The sequence below is a fragment of the Streptomyces sp. NPDC014995 genome, assembly GCF_043080745.1.
Lineage (GTDB): Bacteria > Actinomycetota > Actinomycetes > Streptomycetales > Streptomycetaceae > Streptomyces.
This window is the reverse complement of the sequence record NZ_JBIBVX010000003.1, coordinates 47960-67947: the sequence shown is the minus strand read 5'-3', so window position 1 is coordinate 67947 and position 19988 is coordinate 47960. Positions and strand designations below refer to the sequence as shown.

At 72.3% G+C, this 19988-nt stretch carries 16 protein-coding genes; 3 read left to right on the top strand and 13 right to left on the bottom strand.

What is annotated here, in order from left to right; translation table 11 throughout:
- Positions 1 to 11 precede the first annotated feature (11 nt).
- The gene (locus tag ACF1A1_RS07720) at positions 12 to 461 is read right to left on the bottom strand and encodes a GNAT family N-acetyltransferase (RefSeq protein ID WP_391646537.1); all 450 of its coding nucleotides are present in this window, start codon (positions 459 to 461) and stop codon (positions 12 to 14) included.
- Between the two features lie 140 nt (positions 462 to 601).
- Between ACF1A1_RS07720 and ACF1A1_RS07715 the strand changes: the two genes are divergently transcribed.
- Positions 602 to 1636 carry a lytic polysaccharide monooxygenase gene (locus ACF1A1_RS07715; protein ID WP_391646535.1) on the top strand — a complete coding sequence of 345 codons (1035 nt, stop codon included), beginning with the start codon at positions 602 to 604 and terminating at the stop codon, positions 1634 to 1636.
- A gap of 69 nt (positions 1637 to 1705) precedes the next feature.
- Here the strand turns inward: ACF1A1_RS07715 and ACF1A1_RS07710 are convergent, their stop codons facing one another.
- Positions 1706 to 2575 carry an esterase/lipase family protein gene (locus ACF1A1_RS07710; protein WP_391646533.1) on the bottom strand — a complete coding sequence of 290 codons (870 nt, stop codon included), beginning with the start codon at positions 2573 to 2575 and terminating at the stop codon, positions 1706 to 1708.
- A 171-nt stretch (positions 2576 to 2746) separates the two neighbouring features.
- On the bottom strand, positions 2747 to 3190 hold the full coding sequence (locus ACF1A1_RS07705; protein ID WP_391646531.1) for a MarR family winged helix-turn-helix transcriptional regulator: 444 nt from the start codon (positions 3188 to 3190) through the stop codon (positions 2747 to 2749).
- 117 nt (positions 3191 to 3307) lie between these two features.
- On the opposite strand from ACF1A1_RS07705, the gene ACF1A1_RS07700 reads away from it, so the two are divergent.
- Positions 3308 to 3682 carry a cupin domain-containing protein gene (locus tag ACF1A1_RS07700; protein WP_391646529.1) on the top strand — a complete coding sequence of 125 codons (375 nt, stop codon included), beginning with the start codon at positions 3308 to 3310 and terminating at the stop codon, positions 3680 to 3682.
- An 18-nt stretch (positions 3683 to 3700) separates the two neighbouring features.
- Here ACF1A1_RS07700 and ACF1A1_RS07695 read toward each other — a convergent pair whose 3' ends face one another.
- From ACF1A1_RS07695 to ACF1A1_RS07660, 8 genes are all read right to left on the bottom strand, one after another.
- Entirely contained in the window at positions 3701 to 4669 is a 969-nt protein-coding gene (locus ACF1A1_RS07695; protein ID WP_391646527.1) for a hypothetical protein, read from the bottom strand.
- Positions 4666 to 8232, bottom strand: a complete 3567-nt coding sequence (locus ACF1A1_RS07690) for a DNA polymerase III subunit alpha (RefSeq protein WP_391646525.1) — start codon at positions 8230 to 8232, stop codon at positions 4666 to 4668. Before ACF1A1_RS07690 ends, ACF1A1_RS07695 begins: the two co-directional genes overlap by 4 nt.
- A gap of 596 nt (positions 8233 to 8828) precedes the next feature.
- Positions 8829 to 10064, bottom strand: coding sequence for an epoxide hydrolase family protein (locus ACF1A1_RS07685; protein ID WP_391646523.1), 1236 nt, complete (start codon positions 10062 to 10064; stop codon positions 8829 to 8831).
- A gap of 233 nt (positions 10065 to 10297) precedes the next feature.
- Positions 10298 to 11518 carry a lipase family protein gene (locus tag ACF1A1_RS07680; RefSeq protein ID WP_391646521.1) on the bottom strand — a complete coding sequence of 407 codons (1221 nt, stop codon included), beginning with the start codon at positions 11516 to 11518 and terminating at the stop codon, positions 10298 to 10300.
- Positions 11519 to 11733: 215 nt separating this feature from the next.
- Positions 11734 to 12816, bottom strand: coding sequence for a S1 family peptidase (locus tag ACF1A1_RS07675; protein WP_391646519.1), 1083 nt, complete (start codon positions 12814 to 12816; stop codon positions 11734 to 11736).
- A gap of 396 nt (positions 12817 to 13212) precedes the next feature.
- A complete protein-coding gene (locus ACF1A1_RS07670; protein WP_391646517.1) occupies positions 13213 to 14118 on the bottom strand; it encodes a S1 family peptidase in 906 nt (301 codons plus the stop codon).
- Positions 14119 to 14285: 167 nt separating this feature from the next.
- Positions 14286 to 14768: a DUF1684 domain-containing protein gene (locus ACF1A1_RS07665; protein ID WP_391646515.1), complete on the bottom strand. Its 483-nt coding sequence runs from the start codon at positions 14766 to 14768 to the stop codon at positions 14286 to 14288.
- A 171-nt stretch (positions 14769 to 14939) separates the two neighbouring features.
- A complete protein-coding gene (locus tag ACF1A1_RS07660) occupies positions 14940 to 16115 on the bottom strand; it encodes a DUF5685 family protein (protein WP_391646513.1) in 1176 nt (391 codons plus the stop codon).
- Between the two features lie 313 nt (positions 16116 to 16428).
- Here ACF1A1_RS07660 and ACF1A1_RS07655 point away from each other — a divergent pair, with 313 nt between their 5' ends.
- Positions 16429 to 16866 (top strand): cell division protein SepF, encoded by a 438-nt coding sequence (locus tag ACF1A1_RS07655; protein ID WP_391646511.1) that lies wholly within the window; start codon positions 16429 to 16431, stop codon positions 16864 to 16866.
- Positions 16867 to 16914: 48 nt separating this feature from the next.
- Here ACF1A1_RS07655 and ACF1A1_RS07650 read toward each other — a convergent pair whose 3' ends face one another.
- Together ACF1A1_RS07650 and ACF1A1_RS07645 are read right to left on the bottom strand one after the other, a co-directional pair.
- Entirely contained in the window at positions 16915 to 18117 is a 1203-nt protein-coding gene (locus ACF1A1_RS07650; RefSeq protein ID WP_391646509.1) for an acyl-CoA dehydrogenase family protein, read from the bottom strand.
- Positions 18118 to 18263: 146 nt separating this feature from the next.
- Complete coding sequence (locus ACF1A1_RS07645) at positions 18264 to 19868, bottom strand: MFS transporter (RefSeq protein ID WP_391646507.1); 1605 nt, start codon at positions 19866 to 19868, stop codon at positions 18264 to 18266.
- Between the last annotated feature and the right edge of the window lie 120 nt (positions 19869 to 19988).

Sequence of the window (19988 nt, the reverse complement as noted above, 5' to 3'; positions counted from 1 at the left end):
CGCGGCCCGGGTCAGCGGAGCCGCTTGCGGTAGTGGACACGGTCGTACGGACCGTCGATTCGCCGCTCCACGACCTCGTAGCCGTACTTCGGATAGATCTTCTGGTTCTCCCACATCATCGCGTTCGTGTAGAGCCTGACCTCGGGCAGGCCGAGCGCACGCGCGCGTGCGTCCACGAAGTGCAGCAGCCGCCGCCCCACGCCCGTGCCATGGGCGTCGGGGCGGACGGCGATGCTGTCCAGGAACAGGTGGTCCGCGCGCTCCTCGACCACCACCAGGCCGACGACGGGATCGCCGGTGACGAACACCTTCCCCGCGGCCACGTCCGCCGCGTGGTCCGCCTCCATGGGCTGCGGTACGACCCCGACGCGCTCGATGTAGGGCTGGTACGCGGCATCGGTCACCGACCGCACGGCCGGTACGTCGGCCGCCGTGGCGGGCCGGATCTCCTCGCTGGTCATGGCGCGCACGCTACCTACCTGATCGCAGCCTGAGCACGTCCTTAAGGCGACCCTAAAGATCGTCTCCGGACGCCCTCGGCAGGCGGTTTCAGGGTTTCTTGGTTCCGGCACACATCAGCACCGGTTCCGAGGAGAGCCCCATGCCCGCACGCCGCAAGGCCGCCGCCGTCGCCGCCCTGGGTCTGACCCCGCTGGCCCTGACCGGGCTGTCCGCCGCTCCCGCAGCCGCGCACGGCTCGCTGGGCGACCCGGTCAGCCGGGTCTCGCAGTGCTACGCGGAGGGCCCCGAGAGCCCGAGGTCGGACGCCTGCAAGGCGGCTGTCGCGGCCGGCGGGACGCAGGCGCTGTACGACTGGAACGGCGTGCGCATCGGCGACGCGAACGGCCGTCACCAGGAGCTGATCCCGGACGGGAGGCTGTGCAGCGCGGACAACGCCGCGTTCAGGGGCCTCGACCTGGCCCGCGCCGACTGGCCGGCGACGAGCGTGCGCGGCGGCTCGTACACCTTCGGGTACCGCGTGACCGCCCCGCACAAGGGCACCTTCACGGTGTACGTCACCAAGGCCGGTTACGACCCCACGCAGCCGCTGGCCTGGTCCGACCTGGATCTGGCGCACCCGGTGGCGACGGCCACCGACCCGGTCGCGTCGGGCGGTTTCTACACGTTCCCGGGCACCCTGCCCGAGCGTTCGGGCCGGCATCTGCTGTACGCGGTGTGGCAGCGCTCGGACAGCCCGGAGGCGTTCTACTCCTGCTCGGACGTCACCTTCGGCGGGAGCGCCCCGGCCGCCCCGGCCGCCTCCGCGCCCTCCGAGGAGCAGATCGAGGACGGCGCCGACAAGTCGACGATCGAGCACCACGGTCACGGCGACGACGACGCCACCACGACCACGGACCCGACCACCGCACCGGCCACCGACCCGGCCACCGACCCGTCGGCCGCGGCCCCGGCGGTCCCCGCGGCCGCGGTCGACGCCCGGCCGGCCACGGCGGCCGACGAGCCGAAGGCCGCGGGCGCCGGTGCGGGTGCGGGCGGGGACCTCGCCGAGACCGGTGGCGACGGCCGCACCCCCTACCTCGCCGTCGGCGGTGCGGCCGCCCTGGCGCTGGGCGCGGCGGTGCTGTTCGCGTCGGTGCGCCGGCGCGCGGTGGCCGGCGGCCGGCGCGGCCGCTGACCGCACGGACTCCGGGGCCCGACCGGCGGCTCAGGCCGGTCGGGCCCCGGGTGGGTACGGCCCTGCGGGTCAGCCGATCGCCGACGCGCAGGTGGTGGGGGTGGCGTGCGCCGGGTCGAGCGCGTTGACCACCTCGTGGAAGGCGATGCGGTCGGTCAGTCCGAGCAGGGCGTGCTCGGACAGGTCGAGCGGGCACAGGTCCTGGATGAGGACGTTCCTGACGCCGGTTCCGGTCAGGAACTGCGACTGGTACGGCGTCACCACCTCGTCGTACCTGGTGGCGATGACCGTGTAGCGGACGCCGGGGACGGTGTCGCCGCCGGCGTTGAGCCTGGTCATGAAGTCGGAGCCGACGATCTGCTGGGCGAGGGCGGGGGTGGCCGCGGTGAGCAGGTCCTCGGCGCCGGGGAAGTACGGCAGCAGGTGGGTGAGCCCGGCGAGGGTGGTGCCGTGGTTGTTGGGGGCGATGCCGACGAGGGCGTTCACCTTGGCGGCCCCGCCGAGGAACTTGAGGTAGTAGCGGGGCATCATGCCGCCCTGTGAGTGGCCGACCAGGTCGGCCTCGGCGGCGCCGGTCGCGGCGAGCACCTTGTCGACGTAGGCGGAGAGCTGCTCCGCCGACTTGTCGATGGGTCCCAGGGCGTGGAAGAAGGGGACACCCGGCAGCCGGCCGTAGTCGAGGGAGAAGACGCAGTAGCCGCGGTGCTTCAGGTACGGCGCGAGGGCGAGCCAGTTGTCGACGGAGTTGGCGAAGGTGCCGTGGACCAGGACGACGGGGCGGGGGTGGGCGGCGGAGGGCTTGCAGTCGTAGTCGTTCCAGCCGCTGCTGGGAGCGGAGGCAGAGGCGGAGGCGGCGGCGGTGGTGGGGACCGTGAAGGTCGCGGCGGCGGCCAGCAGCACGGCGGCCAACGGTCTGAGCAGGCGCTTCCAGGGCAGCATCGCGTGATCTCCTTGCGGCTCAAGGGAGGTTCGACGGCCTTACGCCTGGTGATCCGGATCACGAGGATGCTGTTCACTCGTCAAGTTACGGGCGAGTAGGTGAAGTGTGAAGTTACGCGTCGGTAAAAACTTCCGGTGACCGCCGGGGAAGGCGATGCTCCTGACGCCTCGTCACCAGGTGGGCCGCAGAGGGCCGTAGGGGGCGATGCGAACCAAACCGTCCCGCAGCGCGCGCACTTCACCCTCCCCCAGCACCTCGGCCCACGCCCGCACGGCCTCGGCGGCGGCCTCCTCCGCGGCCCGGGTGCACTCCCACCCGCGTTCGGTCAGCACGACCAGACGGGCCCGCGCGTCCCCGGGATGCGGCCGGCGCTCGACGTACCCCTTGCGGACGAGCTCGTCGACGAGCTGGCTCGCCGCCTGCTTGGTCACCCCGAGATGGGTGGCCAGCTCGGTGACCGTCGCGCCGTCCGGGGCGAGTCGCGTGAAGGCGAAGCCGTAGGCGGGCCGCCCCGCGAAACCGCGGGCCTCCACCCCGTCGTTGATGCGCCGTGTGAGGTCGCCGGCGGCGGCGAGCAGGGCGGCGGTCAGGGCGAGGGCTTCGGAGTTCTGCACACCCGCATTGAAACACCCTTGACGGATTGGTCAAGCAGCTTGACCATAAGGGTCCAGGGTTTGGTCAAGCAGCTTGACCAACCGATGGATCCGATCCGATCCGATCAGGAGTCGCCCATGCCCGTCGTCCGCCCCTCCGACACCCTCACCCACGAGATCCACGGCGCCCGCTTCGTCTCGTACGCCACTCCCCTCACCGGCAGCAAGGAGCTGGCCGCCTGGCGGGGCGAGATCCCGCCGGGGACGAAGGCGCCCGCGCACACCGTCAACCGGGAGGAGATCCTCCACCTGCTCATCGGCGAACTGCTCCTCACCCTCGACGGCCGGACCGAGCGGATCACGGCGGGCGACACCGTGATCGTCGGTCCGGGCGCGACCCTGAGCATCGAGAACCCGACCGACCACACGGCGATCTCGTGGGTCACCACCTCGCTCGGGCTGGAGGCGGTCCTCGCGGACGGCACGCGGATCACTCCTCCGTGGGCCAACTGACGTCCACGCCGGGCGGGCTCACGCCGCCAACCCCCCGGGCATCACCGCCCTCGGCCCGAACCTCGCCCGCGCGCGGTCGGCGACCTCCTCGAGCCGGCGGGCCTTCTCGTCGACGGGGTCGAAGGTGAGCTGGTGGGAGGCCCGCTCGGCGGGGGTGAGGCCCTCGACGCGCAGGGCGACGGCGCGGACGCGGGCGCGCTGGAGGCCCAGCGCCTCGTACAGGGCGTACGCCGTCCTCGTCAGGTCCGCCGAGTGCGCGGTGGGCTCCTCGAGGGTGCGACTGCGGGTCGTCGCGGAGCGGTCGGCGTAGCGGACGGTGAGGGTCAGGGTGCGGCAGACCTTCTCCACGGCGCGCAGCCGGGCGCCCAGTTCCCCGGCGGCCGACAGGAGCGCCCGGCGGTGGCGGTCGGGGTCCAGCTCGTCGCGGTCGAAGGGGCGTTCCGTGGCCAGGGAACGGGAGACGGCGTTGGGGACGACCCGGCCGCGGTCGATCCCGTTCGCCTTCTCGTGCAGTTCGCGGCCCGCCTTCGCGCCGACCAGGCGCTGGAGCGTGGACAGGGGCGCGGCGGCGACCCGGCCGAGGGTGTCGAGGCCGTACTCGCACAGGGTGCGGGCGGTCGCGGCGCCGACGCCGGGCAGCGCGGCGACGGGCTTGCCGGCGAGGAACTCCCGTACCGCGTCCTCGGGCACGGCACACGTCACCCCGGGCCGGGCCTCCCGCAGCGCCATCCGGGCCAGCATCGGCCCCGGCCCGGCGCCGATGGAACAGTCGACCCCGTGCAGCGCGAGCGACCGCACCCGGATCACGGAGGCCAGTTCGACGGCGCTGCGCCCGAAGTAGCGTTCGGCGCCCCGCAGATCGGCCAGCGCCCCGTCCGGCGGCAGCGCCTCGACGACCGGGGTGAACTCCTCGAGGAGCCCGAGCAGTCCCGGCAGGGCGCTCTCCTGCGTCGGCGGCAGCTGGAAACGTACGCAGAGGATGGTCATCCCGCACTCCCCGGACTCTGGTGCCACAACTTCCTTCCCACCGCGGGCCCTTCGCCCGCGGGGCGCAGGTCGGCCCAGGGATGCATCTCGTACCCCGTGGGCATGCGGATGCGCCGCCGCTCCCCCTCGTCCCGGGCCGCGGAGCCGGCCGGCGCGGGCAGCCCGTCCGACCCGGCGAGCCGTCTGCGCGCCGGACCGTCGTCGTCGGCGGGCGCGGAGCCGGGGCCGGCCGGTTCGGCCAGCCGGGCCGCGACCCCCTCCAGCCCCTCCTCCCCCCGCACCTCGAGCAGGTCGGCGAGGTTCCACGCGGCGGCGCCCACCACGCTGAGACTGCGCGGGCCGCGCCGCTGCACCACCCCGCGCACCAGCAGCAGCCAGGAGTGGAAGACGGTGTGCGCGCAGGTGTCGTGGGAGTCGTCGAAGAAGGCGAGGTCGACCAGGCCCGTGCCGTCGTCCAGGGTGGTGAAGACGACCCGCTTGCCGGAGCGGATCGGCGGGGTCTGGGTGGCCGCCTTGGCGCCCGCGACCAGCACCGTCTCGCCGTGCCGGGCCTCGCGCAGCCGGCGCGCCGACACCACGCCCAGCTCGTCGAGGAAGGCCCGGTAGTCGTCCATCAGGTTGCGCGAGGCGTCCATGGACAGCACGCCCAGCTCCGCGCTGAGCTTCTCCGCCGAGGTGAGGTCGGGCAGCCCGGCCGCGGCCGTCTTCCGCCCGCCGGCCAGGGGGAGCTGGCCGCCGCCCGCGCCCCGCGAGCCCCGGTGCAGCTCGGTCAGGTGCAGTTGCAGGTCACGCCGGTTGGCGCCGAAGTCGTCCAGCGCGCCGACCTGCGCGAGGCGTTGGGCGAGCGGCCGGCTCGGCCGTGCCCGCTCCCAGAAGTCGACCAGCGAGGCGTACGGCTGCCCGTCCGCGATCCGCTCGGCCTCGGCCTCGCTGATGCCGTGCACGTCGCAGAGGGCCAGCCGAAGTCCCCACCCGCCGGAGGACCCCGAGGACCCCGAGAACCCCGGGGATTCAGACACCAGTTCGATACGGTGGGCGACTCCCGAACGGTTCACGTCCAACGGCAGGATGGGCACCCCGCGCCGCCGCGCGTCCGCCAGCAGCAGCCGTTTCGGGTACATCCCGGGGTCGTGCGTGAGCAGCCCGGCGTAGAAGGCGGCCGGGTGATGCGCCTTCAGCCACGCCGACTGGTACGTCGGCACGGCGAAGGCCACCGCGTGCGCCTTGCAGAAGCCGTAGGAACCGAAGGCCTCGACGATCTCCCAGGTCCGCTGAATCGTTTCCGCGTCATATCCCCGGGCCGCCGCGTGCTGCGCGAACCACACCTTGATCCGCCCCTGCTCCTCCGGGTCGGACAGTCCGCGCCGCACCCGGTCCGCCTCGCCGCGCCCGCAGCCGGTCATGACGGCGACGATGTCGATGACCTGCTCGTGGAAGACGACGACCCCGTACGTCTCCTTCAGCGACCCCTCCAGATCGGGATGCGGGTACCTGACCGGCGCCCGCCCGTGCCGTGCCTCGATGAACGGCCGCACCATGTCGGCGGCGACCGGCCCGGGCCGGAACAGCGAGATGTCGACGACCAGGTCGTGGAAGGTGCTCGGCTGGAGCCGCCCGACCAGGTCCCGCTGCCCCGGCGACTCGATCTGGAAGCAGCCCAGCGTCTCGGTGGACCGGATCAGCCGGTACGTCGCCGGGTCGCCCGGTGGCAGGGCGTCCAGGTCGACCTCGACGCCCGACGTCCGCTTCACCTCCGCGACCGCGTGCGCCATCGCCGACTGCATCCGCACGCCCAGCACGTCCAGCTTGAGCAGCCCGAGGTCCTCGACGTCGTCCTTGTCGAACTGGGACATGGGGAAGCCCTCGCCGCTGGTCGGCATCACCGGCGTACGGGTCAGGAGGGAGGCGTCGGAGAGCAGGACCCCGCAGGGGTGCATGGCGACGCCGCGCAGCAGGGCGTCGAGGGCCTCGACCAGCTCCCAGAGCTTCCCGTACCTCTCCCGCTCCTTCGCGAGCGCCTTGAGTTCGGGCAGTTCGTCGAGGGCCGCGCGGGCGTCGCGGGCCCGGATGTGCGGGAAGGACTTGGCGACGCGGTCGATGTCCGCGGGGTCCATGGACAGGGCAGCGCCGACGTCCCGGATCGCATGGCGGACCCGGTACGTCTCCGGCATGGCGACCGTCGCGACCCGCTCGGCGCCGAACCGGCCGATGATCGCCCGGTAGACCTCCAGCCGGCGCGCGGACTCCACGTCGATGTCGATGTCGGGCAGCACGACCCGCTCCTTCGACAGGAAGCGCTCCATCAGCAGCCCGTGCTCGACCGGGTCCGCGTGCGCGATGCCGAGGAGGTGGTTGACGAGGGAACCGGCACCGGAACCGCGTGCGGCGACCCGGATGCCCATCTCCCGTACGTCGTCGACGACTTGGGCGACGGTCAGGAAGTAGGAGGCGAAGCCGTGGTGGGCGATGATGTCCAGTTCGCGGTGCATCCGCTCCCAGTAGTCGCGCCGCCGGTCATAGCCGTGCAGCACCATCCCCGCCGCCGCCCGCGAGGCCAGCACCCGCTGGGCGGTACGGCGGCCGGCGCCGACGAGGTGCGGCTCGGGGAAGTGGACGGTGCCGATGCCGAGGTCCTCCTCCGGATCGACCAGGCACTCGGCGGCCGTCGCCCGGGTCTGCTCCAGCAGACGGTGGGCGGTGTCGCGCCGGAAGCCGGCGGCCTCGACGATCCGCTCGGCGGCCCGCAGCATGGCCTCCGCGTCCTTCAGCCAGGCCTCACCCGAGTCCAGCTCCCCGGTCGGGTCGATCGGCACCAGGCGGCGGGCGGCGTCCAGGACGTCGGCGACCGGGCCCTGACCGGGGTCGGCGTACCGGACGGCATTGCTGAGCACCGGGCGGATCCGCTGGTCGGCGGCGAAGCCGACGGTGCGGGCGGCGAGGCGCAGCGAGCCGGGGCCGGTGCCGGTACGGCCGTGCCAGACGGCTTCCAGGCGCAGGGCGTCGCCGTAGACCTCCCGCCAGGGGGCCAGGAGCCTGGCCGCGCGGTCCGGACGCCCCGCGGCGAGGGCGCGGCCGACGTCGGAATCGGGGCCGAGCAGGACGGTCAGACCGTCTCCCGCGTTGTCGGCCCAGGGCAGCAGGGGGGTGCCCTGGGCGGTGCCGCCGCCCGTGTCGCCCTTGGCGGCGTGGGCCGCCGTGACGATCCGGCACAGGTCGGCCCAGCCGCGGGCCCCGTCGCGGGCGAGGAAGGTGACGCGGGGGGCCGACTCGTCGACGAAGGCGCCGCCGCGCACGGGGGTGCGACGCCTTTCCCGTCGTACGGCTCCGTCCTTCCGTACGGGCTCGGGGGCCGTCACCGCCAGGTCCACCCCGAACAGCGGCCGTACGCCCGCCTTGGCGCAGGCCTTGGCGAAGCGGACCGTGCCGGCGAGGGTGTCGCGGTCGGTGAGGGCGAGGGCGTCCATGCCCCGCTCGCAGGCGCGCTCGGCCAGCCGCTCCGGGTGCGAGGCGCCGTGGCGCAGGGAGAACCCGGAGACGGTGTGCAGATGCGTGAAGCCCGGCACACGCACCTCCCGCACTCGAGCCCGAGCAGGCCCACCAGGGCTCTCGAACATCAGTTCCCAACTCTCTCACCTCCACCATAGACCAATTCCCGAACATCTGTACGACCCCCGTTCGGGCGCGTCCCACCTGCGCAAACGTCCGGCCACCCACCCTCGGGGAACGTCGGTGCGGGCAAATCCGGACCTGTCCCACAGGGGTGTCACATCCCGCTTCATCCGGATCGCGGCGCCGACCCGCACTGACGGATCTCACAAACGGCACCAAGCCAGTGATCTTGGTCAGGCCGGGTCTCCGGGCAGGAGGACAGGAGGTCGGCGACGGCCGTGCGGGCTCGCGCCGAGGTCGCGTCGCAGTTCGCCGGCGGCGGCTCCTCGGTGGCCGCCTCCGAGCGCATCGACCGCGACGTCCTTCGGCGTCGCCGCTGCCGGCGCCGTTCGCGCCGGGCACAGGAGACACAGCGAAGGGCTTCCAGGACTTCACCGACGCGGGCGAACGAGGTCCCGGGGCGAGCGGTGCGGGCCGGTCCGGCCGACGCGTACGCCCCTCGCTGGGCAACGTGCGCCCGGCCCGTCGCCGGACGAGTCCGCAGGGTCGTTCAGGGCCTGCGGCCGTGGAAGGTGCGGCGCAGGTCGCTCACCCAGGCGTCGGGGTTCTCCCAGGGGATGAAGTGGCCGCCGTGGTCGTGGGCGTTGACGTTGACGTGGTGGAACCAGTCGGCCTGCGGGCCGGTCGTGAAGGCCCGGACGCGCTCGTCGGCGGTGTGGATGCCGGGCGGGTTCTCGTACGTGACGAAGGTGAGGCCGACCGGGGCCTGCACGACCGGGGTGCGGTCGTGGGCGGGGGCCCAGGGGTAGCGGTTGGCGTTGGCGTAGTAACGCGTCGACGTGGCGATGGAGTTGTTCACCCAGTAGATCGTGGCGTGGGTGAGCAGGTCGTCCTTGGAGAAGACGGATTCGAGGTCGCCGCCGTTGTCGCTCCAGGCGTTCCAGCGCTCCAGCAGCCAGGCGAGCAGTCCGGCGGGCGAGTCGCTCAGCCCGTGGGCCAGGGTGGCGCCGTCGAGCATGTGCACGGCGAGGTGGGACGCCCAGCGGTGGTCCAGCTCGATGATGCGGGCGCGGACGTCGGCGGGCTGGTCGTCGGTGAGGGGCCGGTTCCGTGCGAAGTCCCAGGCGCGGGGGCCGGTGAAGAAGTCGAGCGGCAGCCCGGAGCCGATGTGGATGCCGTACAGCTCGTCGGCGTACTTGTGGCCGAGCTGGCTGGAGACGAGCCCGCCGATGTCGCAGCCCCCGGCCGCGTATTTCTCGTAGCCCAGGGTCTCGGTCATCAGGGTGTGCCAGAGGTCGGAGACCTTCCAGAAGTTGACGTCCGGGAAGCCGGTGAGCGGACCGGGGAAACCGAAGCCGGGCAGGGACGGCACGATGACGTCGAACGCGTCGGCGGGGTCTCCGCCGAACGCGGCCGGGTCGGCGAGCGGGTCGATCACCTTCGACCAGTGCCAGAACGTCCACGGCCAGCCGTGGGTGAGGATCAGCGGGATCGGGCGGGGGCCGCGGCCGGGCTTGCGCATGAAGTGCACCGGGACACCGGCGACGCTCACCTGGTAGTGCTCGTAGGTGTTGATGGCGGCCTCGGCCTTGCGCCAGTCGTAGCCGTCCCGCCAGTAGGCGACCAGCTCACGCAGATAGCTGTCCGGGACGCCGTAGGACCAGTCCTCGTTCCCCTCGTCCAGCGGCGGGCGGGTCAATGTGAGACGGGCGCGCAGGTCATCGAGGACCTCGTCGGACACATGGACAGGGGTGGGCTCCAGGGGGATGGTGTGCGGGGTGGTCATGGCGTGGTTCCTTACCCGGTAGGGGGAAGCGGTGTCGTCGGCCTGTTGGATGGTTGGGCGGCGAGCCGGGCCATACCCAGGAGTGCGGGCGGCGATGCGGCGCGTGCCTGCCGGTGAGTTGTCGCGAACGGCTGGGCTCGTCGTCCCTGGGGCCACCAGGGCTGTCCGACAGGCTACGAACGGCACGGTCGGGTGCATCCCCCCGCGCGACCAGCCGTAGCCGGTGGCGTGCTTCAGCCGGTCTTCGCCGACTCGTCGAAGAACCTGACGATCCGGGGCAGGGCTTGCCACACCGATCCGTTGTGGTCGTGGTCGCCGACGTCGGTCAGCCGGCGTGCGGCGCCGTTCCTCGTCAGCTGGTCCGCACAGTACGCCGCGTGACTGAAGTCGACGTCCTTGTCGCCCCGGCCGTGGAAGATCTCCACCGGTACGTTCGGCCGCCAGTCGCACGTGTTGTCCATCGGGCGCAGCTTGTCCTTCAGGACACCGTCGGGCTTGCGGATCTTGTTCAGGAGGTCCTCGGTGAACAGGTCCTTGGAGGCGGCCGGGAGTTCGCTGACGATCTGCCCGGCGGTGTGATGGCCGTCGAAGAGACCCTCCACCTTGCTGTCGTAGGGGGAGCGGAAGACGTCGCCGGGTGACGTGTAAAGGCCGTACATCTTGTTCCAGGCGGTGACGAAGTAGGCGAGGTAGATGCCGGATCTGGCGATCTTGTCGTCGGCCGCGGCGGCCTCGAAGGCCGAGAGGTTGTAGGGGCCGCTGACCGGGGCGAGTGCCCCCAGCCCGAAGTAGCGGTCGGCGCCTTTCTGCTGAAGCGCCCGGCCTACCAGCATGGTCGCGGGGCCGCCCTGCGAGAACCCGCTGACCTGGACCTTCCGCTTCAGCTCCCGGCCGTTCCGGTGGGCGAAGGTCCGGGCCGCGCGCAGGCCGTCCACCGAGGCCGCGACGGTGGCCCGAGGGTCACCGTAGGGGTGGAAGCCTTCGCCCGAGCCGAGGCCCACGTAGTCGGGTGCCGAAACGGCCCGCCCGGTCGAGGCGAACAGCAGGGCGACGAGCCGGTCGTTCGACTTCGGGTTCTCCGAGGCGACGTCCTTGCGGTAGACGGTGGTGCCGTGCAGCCAGGAGACGGTGGGCAGGTGGCGCGCCCCGTTCTTGGGCAGGACGACGAGCTGGCTCGCGATCGTGGGGGCGCCCGCGCTGTCAGTGGTGCGGTAGGTGACCCGATAGGCGGTCACGCCGTAGCGGACCTGGGACGAGTCGATCTTTCCCCGGAGTTCCCCGGCCACTTCCTCCGCTGTGAGGTCGGCCGCTTGCTCGACGGAGACGACGGACCCGCCTTGTGCCCGCTCGCTGTGGGAACCGGCCGCGGCCGGGACCGGAGCCAGCAGGACGGACACACTGCCGAGGACCGCCGCGCCAGCCGGAATCCGGATTCTTGTTCGCCGTGAAGTCATGGAGGGATCATGTCCGTCGGCCGCTCCGCTGGGACATGGAGCGGCCCCCCGGCCGCACAGGGGGAAAGCCCCCTCGGGGCCCGTAGGGGATGCCGGATGCCCCGTCCCCTACGCCGACGCCCCGCACGGCGTTCCCCGCGGTGCTCCCGTACAACGCGAAAGTCCCGCCCCTCGCGCGCGGGGCGGGACTTTCGCGACTGCGGTGAGGCGTCGGGTCAGCCGATCTGCGTGCCCGTCGCCGACAGCGCCTCCGTCACCGGCTGGAAGAACGTCTCCCCGCCCGAGGTGCAGTCACCGCTGCCGCCGGAGGTGAGGCCGATCGCGTTACCGCCCGAGAAGAGGGAGCCACCGCTGTCGCCGGGCTCGGCGCAGACGTCGGTCTGGACGAGGCCGTTGACGATGTCCCCGTTGCCGTAGTTCACGGTGGCGTCCAGGCCGGTGACCGTGCCGGAGTGCACCTGGGTCGTCGAGCCGCTGCGGGTGACCCGCATGCCGACGGTGGCCTCGGCGGCGCCCGTGATCGCCTGCGTGGAACCGTTGTAGAGGTTCACCTCACTCGGGTGGTCGACGTCGGCCGTGTACTTGACGAGGCCGTAGTCGTCGCCGGGGAAGCTGGAGGTCTCGTTCGTGCCGATCGCGGTACCGGAGGAGTCCGACCAGGTCGAGACGGACTCGGTGCAGTGACCGGCGGTCAGGAAGTACGGCTCGCCGCCCTTGACCACGTTGAAGCCGAGCGAGCAGCGCCCGCCGCCTCCGGTGATGGCGTCGCCGCCCGCGATGAAGGGCTTGAACTCCCCCTTGGTGCGCTGGAGTTCCGCCGTGCCGCCGAGCCCCTCGACGACCTTGGTGAGTTGGGCCCACTCGGCGTCGGAGACCGTGCGGTCGGCGGTGACGACGACCTTGTTGGTGGTCGGGTCGGTCACCCAGGAGGTGCCGGGGATGGTCGCGTCGTTCTTGAGCGTCGTACGGGCGCCCTTCAGCTCGGCGAGGGAGTTCTCGACGAGTCTGGCCTTGGCGCCGGCCGCCTCGACGGTCTTCGCGGCGGCCTCGTCGAGCACGTTCACCACAAGGCTCTTGGTCTTCGCGTCGTAGTACGTGCCCGCCGCGTCGGCGCCCAGGTCCGCGCCGAGGTTCGAGGCGAGCTTTCCGGCCGCCAGGGCCGTGAGGAGCCGGGGCTCGGGGCGCTGCGGGGTCTCACTGGCGTTCGCAGTCTGGAAGGTGACACCCGCGGCGACGAGAGCGGTGACTCCCGCTCCCGCCATCACGGCCCGCCGCCCGGGTATGCGTCGGTGCTTCAACTCGTGTCCTCCTGTGGGGGGTCGGCCCGGACGGTTATGGGGACCGTCAGAGGCCGGAAGGCTGGGTTGACGGGCGCCCACTCTTCCGAACCGCACAGGGAGCACACAAGGTCGACTTCCGGACGCGCGCACGGTGACCACCACACACCCTCCGCACCTTCACCACCCCGTTCGCGCCGGGAAAGTTCGCGCTGCAAACGCTACGCGTGAGTAACCGTGCACGGGGTGGTGAGGTCCGGCCTGGCTCGAATTCGCCCTCGCGGCAGGCGCGGAGGGCGATTGCCGCGGCGCCTTCTCGCCGACCGGGCCGCACCGGCCGGGCACAAGAGGAAGCCCCCGCACACCGGTTGGGTGCGGGGGCTCGCCTGCTTCTGGCCGCAGGTCGCGCCGTCCGGGTCAGAAGACGCTGACGCCGTAGGCGTTCAGGGCCTCCACCACGGGCTGGAAGAAGGTCGTGCCGCCGGAGGTGCAGTTGCCGCTGCCGCCGGAGGTCAGACCGTAGGCCACGCCGTTGCTGCCGTAGAGCGAGCCGCCGGAGTCGCCGGGCTCGGCGCAGACATTGGTCTGGATCATGCCGTAGACGACGTCGCCGCCACCGTAGTTGACGGTCGCGTTGAGCGCGGTGACCCGTCCGCTGTGGGTGCCGGTGGTGGATCCGTCACGGTAGACCGTGGTGCCCACGGTCGGGTTGGCCGCGCGGGTGATGTCCACGCCGCCGGCGGTGCCCGCCTTGGAGATCGAGGTGTTGGTGTACCGGACGATGCCGTAGTCGTTCGTCGGGAAGCTGGAGCCCGTCGTCGGACCGAGGACCGTGGTGCGGGCGGAGTTCGAGTACCAGGTGCCCGCGCCGTCGGTGCAGTGACCGGCCGTCAGGAAGTAGTAGTTGCCCGCGCTGTCACGGACGTTGAAGCCGAGGGAGCAGCGCCAGCTACTCGCATAGATGGCGTCGCCACCCTGGATGTACTTCTGGAACTTGCCCTCGGTGCGCTTGATCGTCAGAGCGTCGGCGTTGGCGCCGGCCTGCTCCTTGATCTTCGCCACCTCGGCCTGGGACACCGTGCTGTCGACGGTCACGACGACCCGGTTGGTCTTGCTGTCGACCGCCCAGGCGGTGCCCGGGATGTCGGCCTTGAGCACCGAGCCGCTGGCGCTCTTGAGTTCGGCGGCGCTGAACGGGGTGGCGTCGGCCGCGCTCGCGTGGGGGATGGCGATGGCGGCCGCGGCGACGAGTCCGGTGGCGACGGCGGTCAGCCGGGTCCGTCTCGAAATGCCGCTGGTGGGGGTGGTGCGCTCGATCCTCACGTTTCGTTCCCTCCCAGGGGAAGTCGGGGGCCCGCGTGGGGTCGGGGCCCGTGAGGCGCAGTCGAGGGCCACGGGATGTCCGGATTCCGAACCTGCATGACCCTGACAAGCGCTGAGGGGGAGTATTCGGCCGAACGGCCGGTCGGCGCAAGGGCGCCTTTCGGCCGTCAATCTTTGAAGTAAACGAGGGGGTTGAGCCCCGCACCGAAGGCTCTCGGCGGATCCCGGGCCAGGTCGCGCTCCCCTGCCCCGACCGCGACGGAGAGCATGTTCCCGGTGATGGGAGGGGGGCGGACGAAGTGGTCGGCGAAGGCGCACGACGGCAGTTGGGCGCGGTGGAACTCCACGGTCGCGCGCCCGTCGGCGTCGGGTGCGGCCGGGTGCGGGAACCGGAACCGGTGACTGCCGTCCCCGCTGGTGGCGTCGGCCGGCACCGCCCCCGGCGAGCCGTCGCCCGCCGGTGCCCCGCCTCGCCGTCCGGGCCGTAACCGCGCTCCCCCACGCCGCCTCCCCGACCAGCACGACCAGCCGCCGCTCGCCGAGCACGCCCCGGCCACTGCGGCCGGCCCCGGGCCGGCGGCGAGCCGCACCTCGCCGCTGAACGGCCCCGCCCCGGCCGTCAGCCCGTCCGCGCCGGTCGCGGTGCGCACCACTCGCTCCCCTTCGGCCACCCAGACCCCGGGGATGTCCGGAAGTCGTCCCGCCGGACGGTCCGCCGGCCAGTGGGCGCCGGCGAGCGCGAGCGGCCCGGCCGGCGCACAGCTCGCACTCCTGCGGGGCTCGCCGCCGCAGAAGCGCCGGGACCCACGTACGGAAGGCTCCTAGCAGTCACACCCGCAGCCGTCGCAGCAGCAGCCGTCACCGCAGCAGTCGCAGCAGTTGCAGCACTCGCAGCAGTCCGAGCAGTCGTCACACCGCTGGCACAGGCCCTCCTTGCGGTCCCGCGTCCACGGGTCGTCGTACTCGCCGCAGCACATCTGGCACGTACAGGCGAGGCCCGCCCAGACGAGGCACCCCGCGAGGAGGCCGCGCCGGTCGCGGTGCGGCGGCTCGGGCGGCAGGTGCGGGCCGCCGGGGCCGGACGGCGCGTACGGGTTGCCCGGCGGGGGGCCCGACCGCTGCGCCGGGTGCCCGCACGAGGTGGTGCCGAAGGCACGGTCGACGGAGGCGCGTACTTCGTGCACGAGCAGGACATGGGCGAGCTTCGCGTCGCCGAACTCGGCCTCGCGCAGCGCGAGCCGGATGCCGTGCACGGCGTCGTCGGCGAGCCGCCGGGCCTCCCGCGGGGACGTCCCGGTCGCGGTGAGCGGGTTCCACGCGCCCGACGCGGCGTCACTCTCCTGGTCCTCCACGGCGTCCAGCAGGTGGGCGAGCCGTCCGAAGAGGCGCCCGGCCTCGGCGAGCGGCTCGGCGTTGCCCGGCCGCCCGGCCAGGACCGCGGTGTGCGCGAAGGCCGCGGCGGTCGCGGTCTCGGTCGGTTCGGTGACCGTCAGGATCGGCGTGCCCGGCCCGGCGAGCGCCTCGATGCCCACCTGCCGGTCCACGGCGTCGACGAGTACGGCGGTGTCGAACCCGACGGCCGATCCGGTACGGGCCCCCGCCGCACCCCAGCTCGTGGCGACCCGGCGCGCGGCCAGGGCCACCGGCCGCCGGGCCAGCCAGCCGTCCCCGTCGGCGACGTGGTCGCGCACCTTGGCGGAGGCCAGCACCAGCGAGACGGCTGCCGCGAGCCGCGCCCCCTCACCCTGCGCGACGGACGCGCTCCGCATCCCGCGCAACGGGCAGGGTCCGGCCGTACGCCGCCATCCGCCACGGCGCTCGACGGCCTGAGCCTCCGTCAGCACGGATATCAGCAACCCGTCGTAGTTGGTCACGATCCGCGCGAACTGTCCGTGGTCCCGCCGGAGCGCGAGGCACAGCCCGCACAGGTGCGCCATCCACTGGGTCCTGAGCCCTTCACCGAGCCGGTGACGGCACGGCCTGACGATTCCGAACACGACGATCCCCCGTGATCCGTACGACGTTGAGCCGCCGCATCGTATCGACGGATGGTCGTACGGGAACGGCTCACCCTGTTCACCCGTACGCCCCGGCCCTCACCCGTACGCCACGAAGAGTCATATTTCACTCACAGTCAGCAGCCGTGTACGACAAGACCCTTGGGGCATACGGACTCTCGACGGATCGGCTGTGCACCAGTACCGTCACAAACCCCCCGCGCGGCGTCTATCCACTTGGCGCGACATCCGCATCATGGACGACCATGGGGAATGCGGATAGCAAGAATGACCGCTGTGAGAGGAGGCGTCCATGGGATCGGTACGCAAGGCGAGTGCCTGGCTTGGCCTCGTCGACGACAACGATGACGAGCGTTACTACGACGACGACTATTCCGAGGGGACCGACTCCGGAGACGCCTGGGTCACCGACCCGCGGGTGAAGGTCGCCGCCGACACGGCCGAGGAGAAGGGCCGCCGGATCGGCACGGTGACCCCGGACAGCTTCCGGGACGCCCGGGCGATCGGCGAGCTGTTCCGCGAGGGCGTCCCGGTCATCATGAACCTCACGGCCATGGAGGCCGCCGACGCCAAGCGCGTCGTCGACTTCGCGGCCGGGCTGATCTTCGGCCTGCGCGGTTCGATCGAGCGGGTGTCGACCCGCGTGTTCCTGCTGACCCCCGCCAACACGGAGATCGTGAACGGCGACCCGGCCGCGCACCGCACGGACGGATTCTTCAACCAGAGCTGAGGCAGGGCCGTTCACCGGCCCTGCCCCCTCAGGGGCCGTTCCCCGGGGTCAGCGAAAGGCGTCGAGTCCGGTGAGCGCCTTGCCCAGCACGAGCTGATGCATCTCGACGGTGCCCTCGTAGGTCAGCACCGACTCGAGGTTGGTCGCGTGCCGCATGACGGGGTACTCCAGGGAGATCCCGTTGGCCCCCAGGATCGTCCGCGCCGTACGACAGATCTCGATGGCCTCTCGTACGTTGTTGAGCTTGCCGAAGCTGACCTGCTCGGGACGCAGGCGGCCGGCGTCCATGCGCCGCCCGAGGTGATGGGCGAGCAGAATCCCCTTGTGCAGTTCGACCGCCATGTCGGCGAGCTTGGCCTGGGTGAGCTGGAACCCCCCGATCGGCCGCCCGAACTGCTCGCGCGTCCTCGCGTACTCGACGGCGGTCTCGAAGCAGGTCCGGGCCGCGCCCATGGACCCCCACACGATCCCGTACCGGGCGTGGGACAGACAGCTGAGCGGGCCCTTGAGCCCGACGACCTCGGGCAGCACGGCGTCGGCGGGCAACCGCACGTCGTCGAGCACCAGCTCGCTGGTGACGCTGGCCCGCAGGGACCACTTGTGCCTGATCTCCGGCGCGGAGAACCCGGAGACGTCGGTGGGCACGACGAACCCCCGGATCCCCCCGTCGGTCTGCGCCCACACCACGGCGACCCCGGCCACGGATCCGTTGGTGATCCACATCTTCCGCCCGTTGAGGACCCAGTCGGAGCCGTCCCGCTTGGCGTACGTCCGCATGGCGGCGGGGTCGGAGCCGTGATCGGGTTCGGTCAGCCCGAAGCACCCGATGACCTCACCGGCGGCCATCCGCGGCAGCCAGGCCCGCTTCTGCTCCTCACTCCCGAACCGGTGAACGGCGTACATGGCGAGGGAGCCCTGCACGGAGACCAGGGACCGGATCCCGGAGTCGGCGGCCTCGAGCTCCAGGCACGCCAGCCCGTACTGCACGGCACTGGCCCCGGCGCACCCGTACCCCTCCAGCGACATTCCGAGCGCCCCGATCCCCCCGAGCTCCCGCGCCAGCTCCCGAATCCCCGGCAGCTCCCCCGCCTCGTACCACCCGGCCACGTGCGGCAGCACCCGCTCCCCGGCCCACCGCCGCACGGTGTCCCGCACGGCGAGGTCCTCGACCGTCAGCAGATCGTCGAGACCGAGGGGGTCGGCGGGGTCGAACGCGGGTGGTGCGGAACCCGGGGACGAGGACGAGGACATCGGAAAACCCTCCGAAACCTGAAACTAGCAGCGCTAGTTACGACACTGGGCCCGACGTTACGACGCCCGATCACGCCCGTCCAGTCCCCGCCGCGGTCGGGTGGTGCGGGGGTGGGAGACCCATCCGGTGGGAGACCCATCCGGCGTCAAGCCGAGACGCGGGACTCCGTGACCTCTGTGACCTCCCTGGGCCCGGGCAGCTCCACCGCAGGCGCCTCGCACTGCATGACCCGCGGCAACCGCAACGCCATCACCGCCCCCAGCAACAACAACCCCGCACTCACCAGCAGCGTGACGTGCAGCCCGTGCACGAAACAGTCCCGAGCCGTCCGGCGCAGGGCAACCCCTGCCGCGCCCCCGAGCCGCCCGGCAACCTCGTAGGCCTCCCCCAGCGAATGCCCCGCCGCGGCCGACGCCGCGGCCGGCACCCCGGGCACCGACGAGAGCCCGGGCGCGTACGCCGCGTTCATCACGCTGCCCAGCAGGGCGATACCGATCCCGGCCCCCAGCTGGTACGACGTCTCACCGATCGCCGCCGCCCCACCGGCCTGCTCCGGCGGAGCCTCGCTCAGCATCGACTCGTACGCCGCGAACAGCGTCGTCTCCAGCCCGAAGCCCAGCAGCACGAACCCGAACAGCAGCAGCCCCGCGTTGTCCGACCCGCCCATCGCGGTCAGCGTCACCACCGCGGCCGCCGTGAGACAGAACCCCCCGCACACCATCCGCCGCGGCCCGAACCGCCGCAGCAACCGTGCCCCGGCCAGCCCCGCCGCCATCGCCGCGAACGTCAGCGGCAACAGCCGCAACCCCGTCTCCAACGGAGACAGCCCCAGCACCAGCTGAAGGTACTGCGCCGCGATCAGTTCGAGGCCCACCAGCGCCAGCATCGCCAGCACGATGCAGCCCACCGACGTACTGAACGCCGGCCGGGAGAACATCCGCAGGTCCACCAAGGGATGCGTACGCCGCCGCTGGCGTCGTACGAACACCACGACCAGCGCGGCACCCGCCAGCAGCGGCACGAAGGTGAACGCGTCCGCCTCCCCGCCGCCCAGCCGCTTCACGCCCAGCACGGCACCGAAGAGGCCCGCCGCGGCCATCAGCGCGCCCACGACGTCCCACGGCCCGTCCCCCGCACCGCGCGACTCCGGCAGCAGCAGTCGTCCCACCGGCAGGCTGACCAGCATCAGCGGAATGTTGACGAGGAAGACCGCCCCCCACCAGAAGTGCTCGAGGAGGAACCCGCCGAGCAACGGCCCCGCCGCCGCGCCCACCGCGGCCACCGCGCTCCAGATGCCTATCGCGAGCGCCCGCTCCCGCCGGTCGGGGAAGACCTGCCGCAGGATCGACAGCGTCGCCGGCATGATCATGGCTCCGCCCACGCCGAGCAGCGCCCGCGCGACGATGAGCACCTCGGCGCTCCCGGCGAACGCCGCCATCGCGGAGGCGACGCCGAACAGCGCGTACCCGAGCAGCAGCACCCTTCTGCGGCCCACCCTGTCACCGAGCGTGCCGAAGAGGATCAGCAGCGAGGCGCAGACGAGCGGGTAGGTGTCGACGATCCAGAGCAGTTCGATCGCGCCGGGCCGGAGGTCCTCGGTGACGGCGGGCACCGCGACGTGCAGCACGGTCGCGTCGACGGCGACCAGGAGCAGGCTGACGCACAGCACCACCAGCACGACCCAGCGGTTGGCACCGGCCCCGGCCGCCCGACGGCGCAGCCCGACGGCAGCCGTGGTCGTCCCGGACATGTACGTACCTCCCAGGTGTTCCTCGGGTTCGGCGGGCTCGCGGGGTGGGGACTCCCCGCGACTCGGCCGGAGAGGAGCGGTGGTCCCCGGCCCGCGCAGACGAACGGCGAGTGACACGCA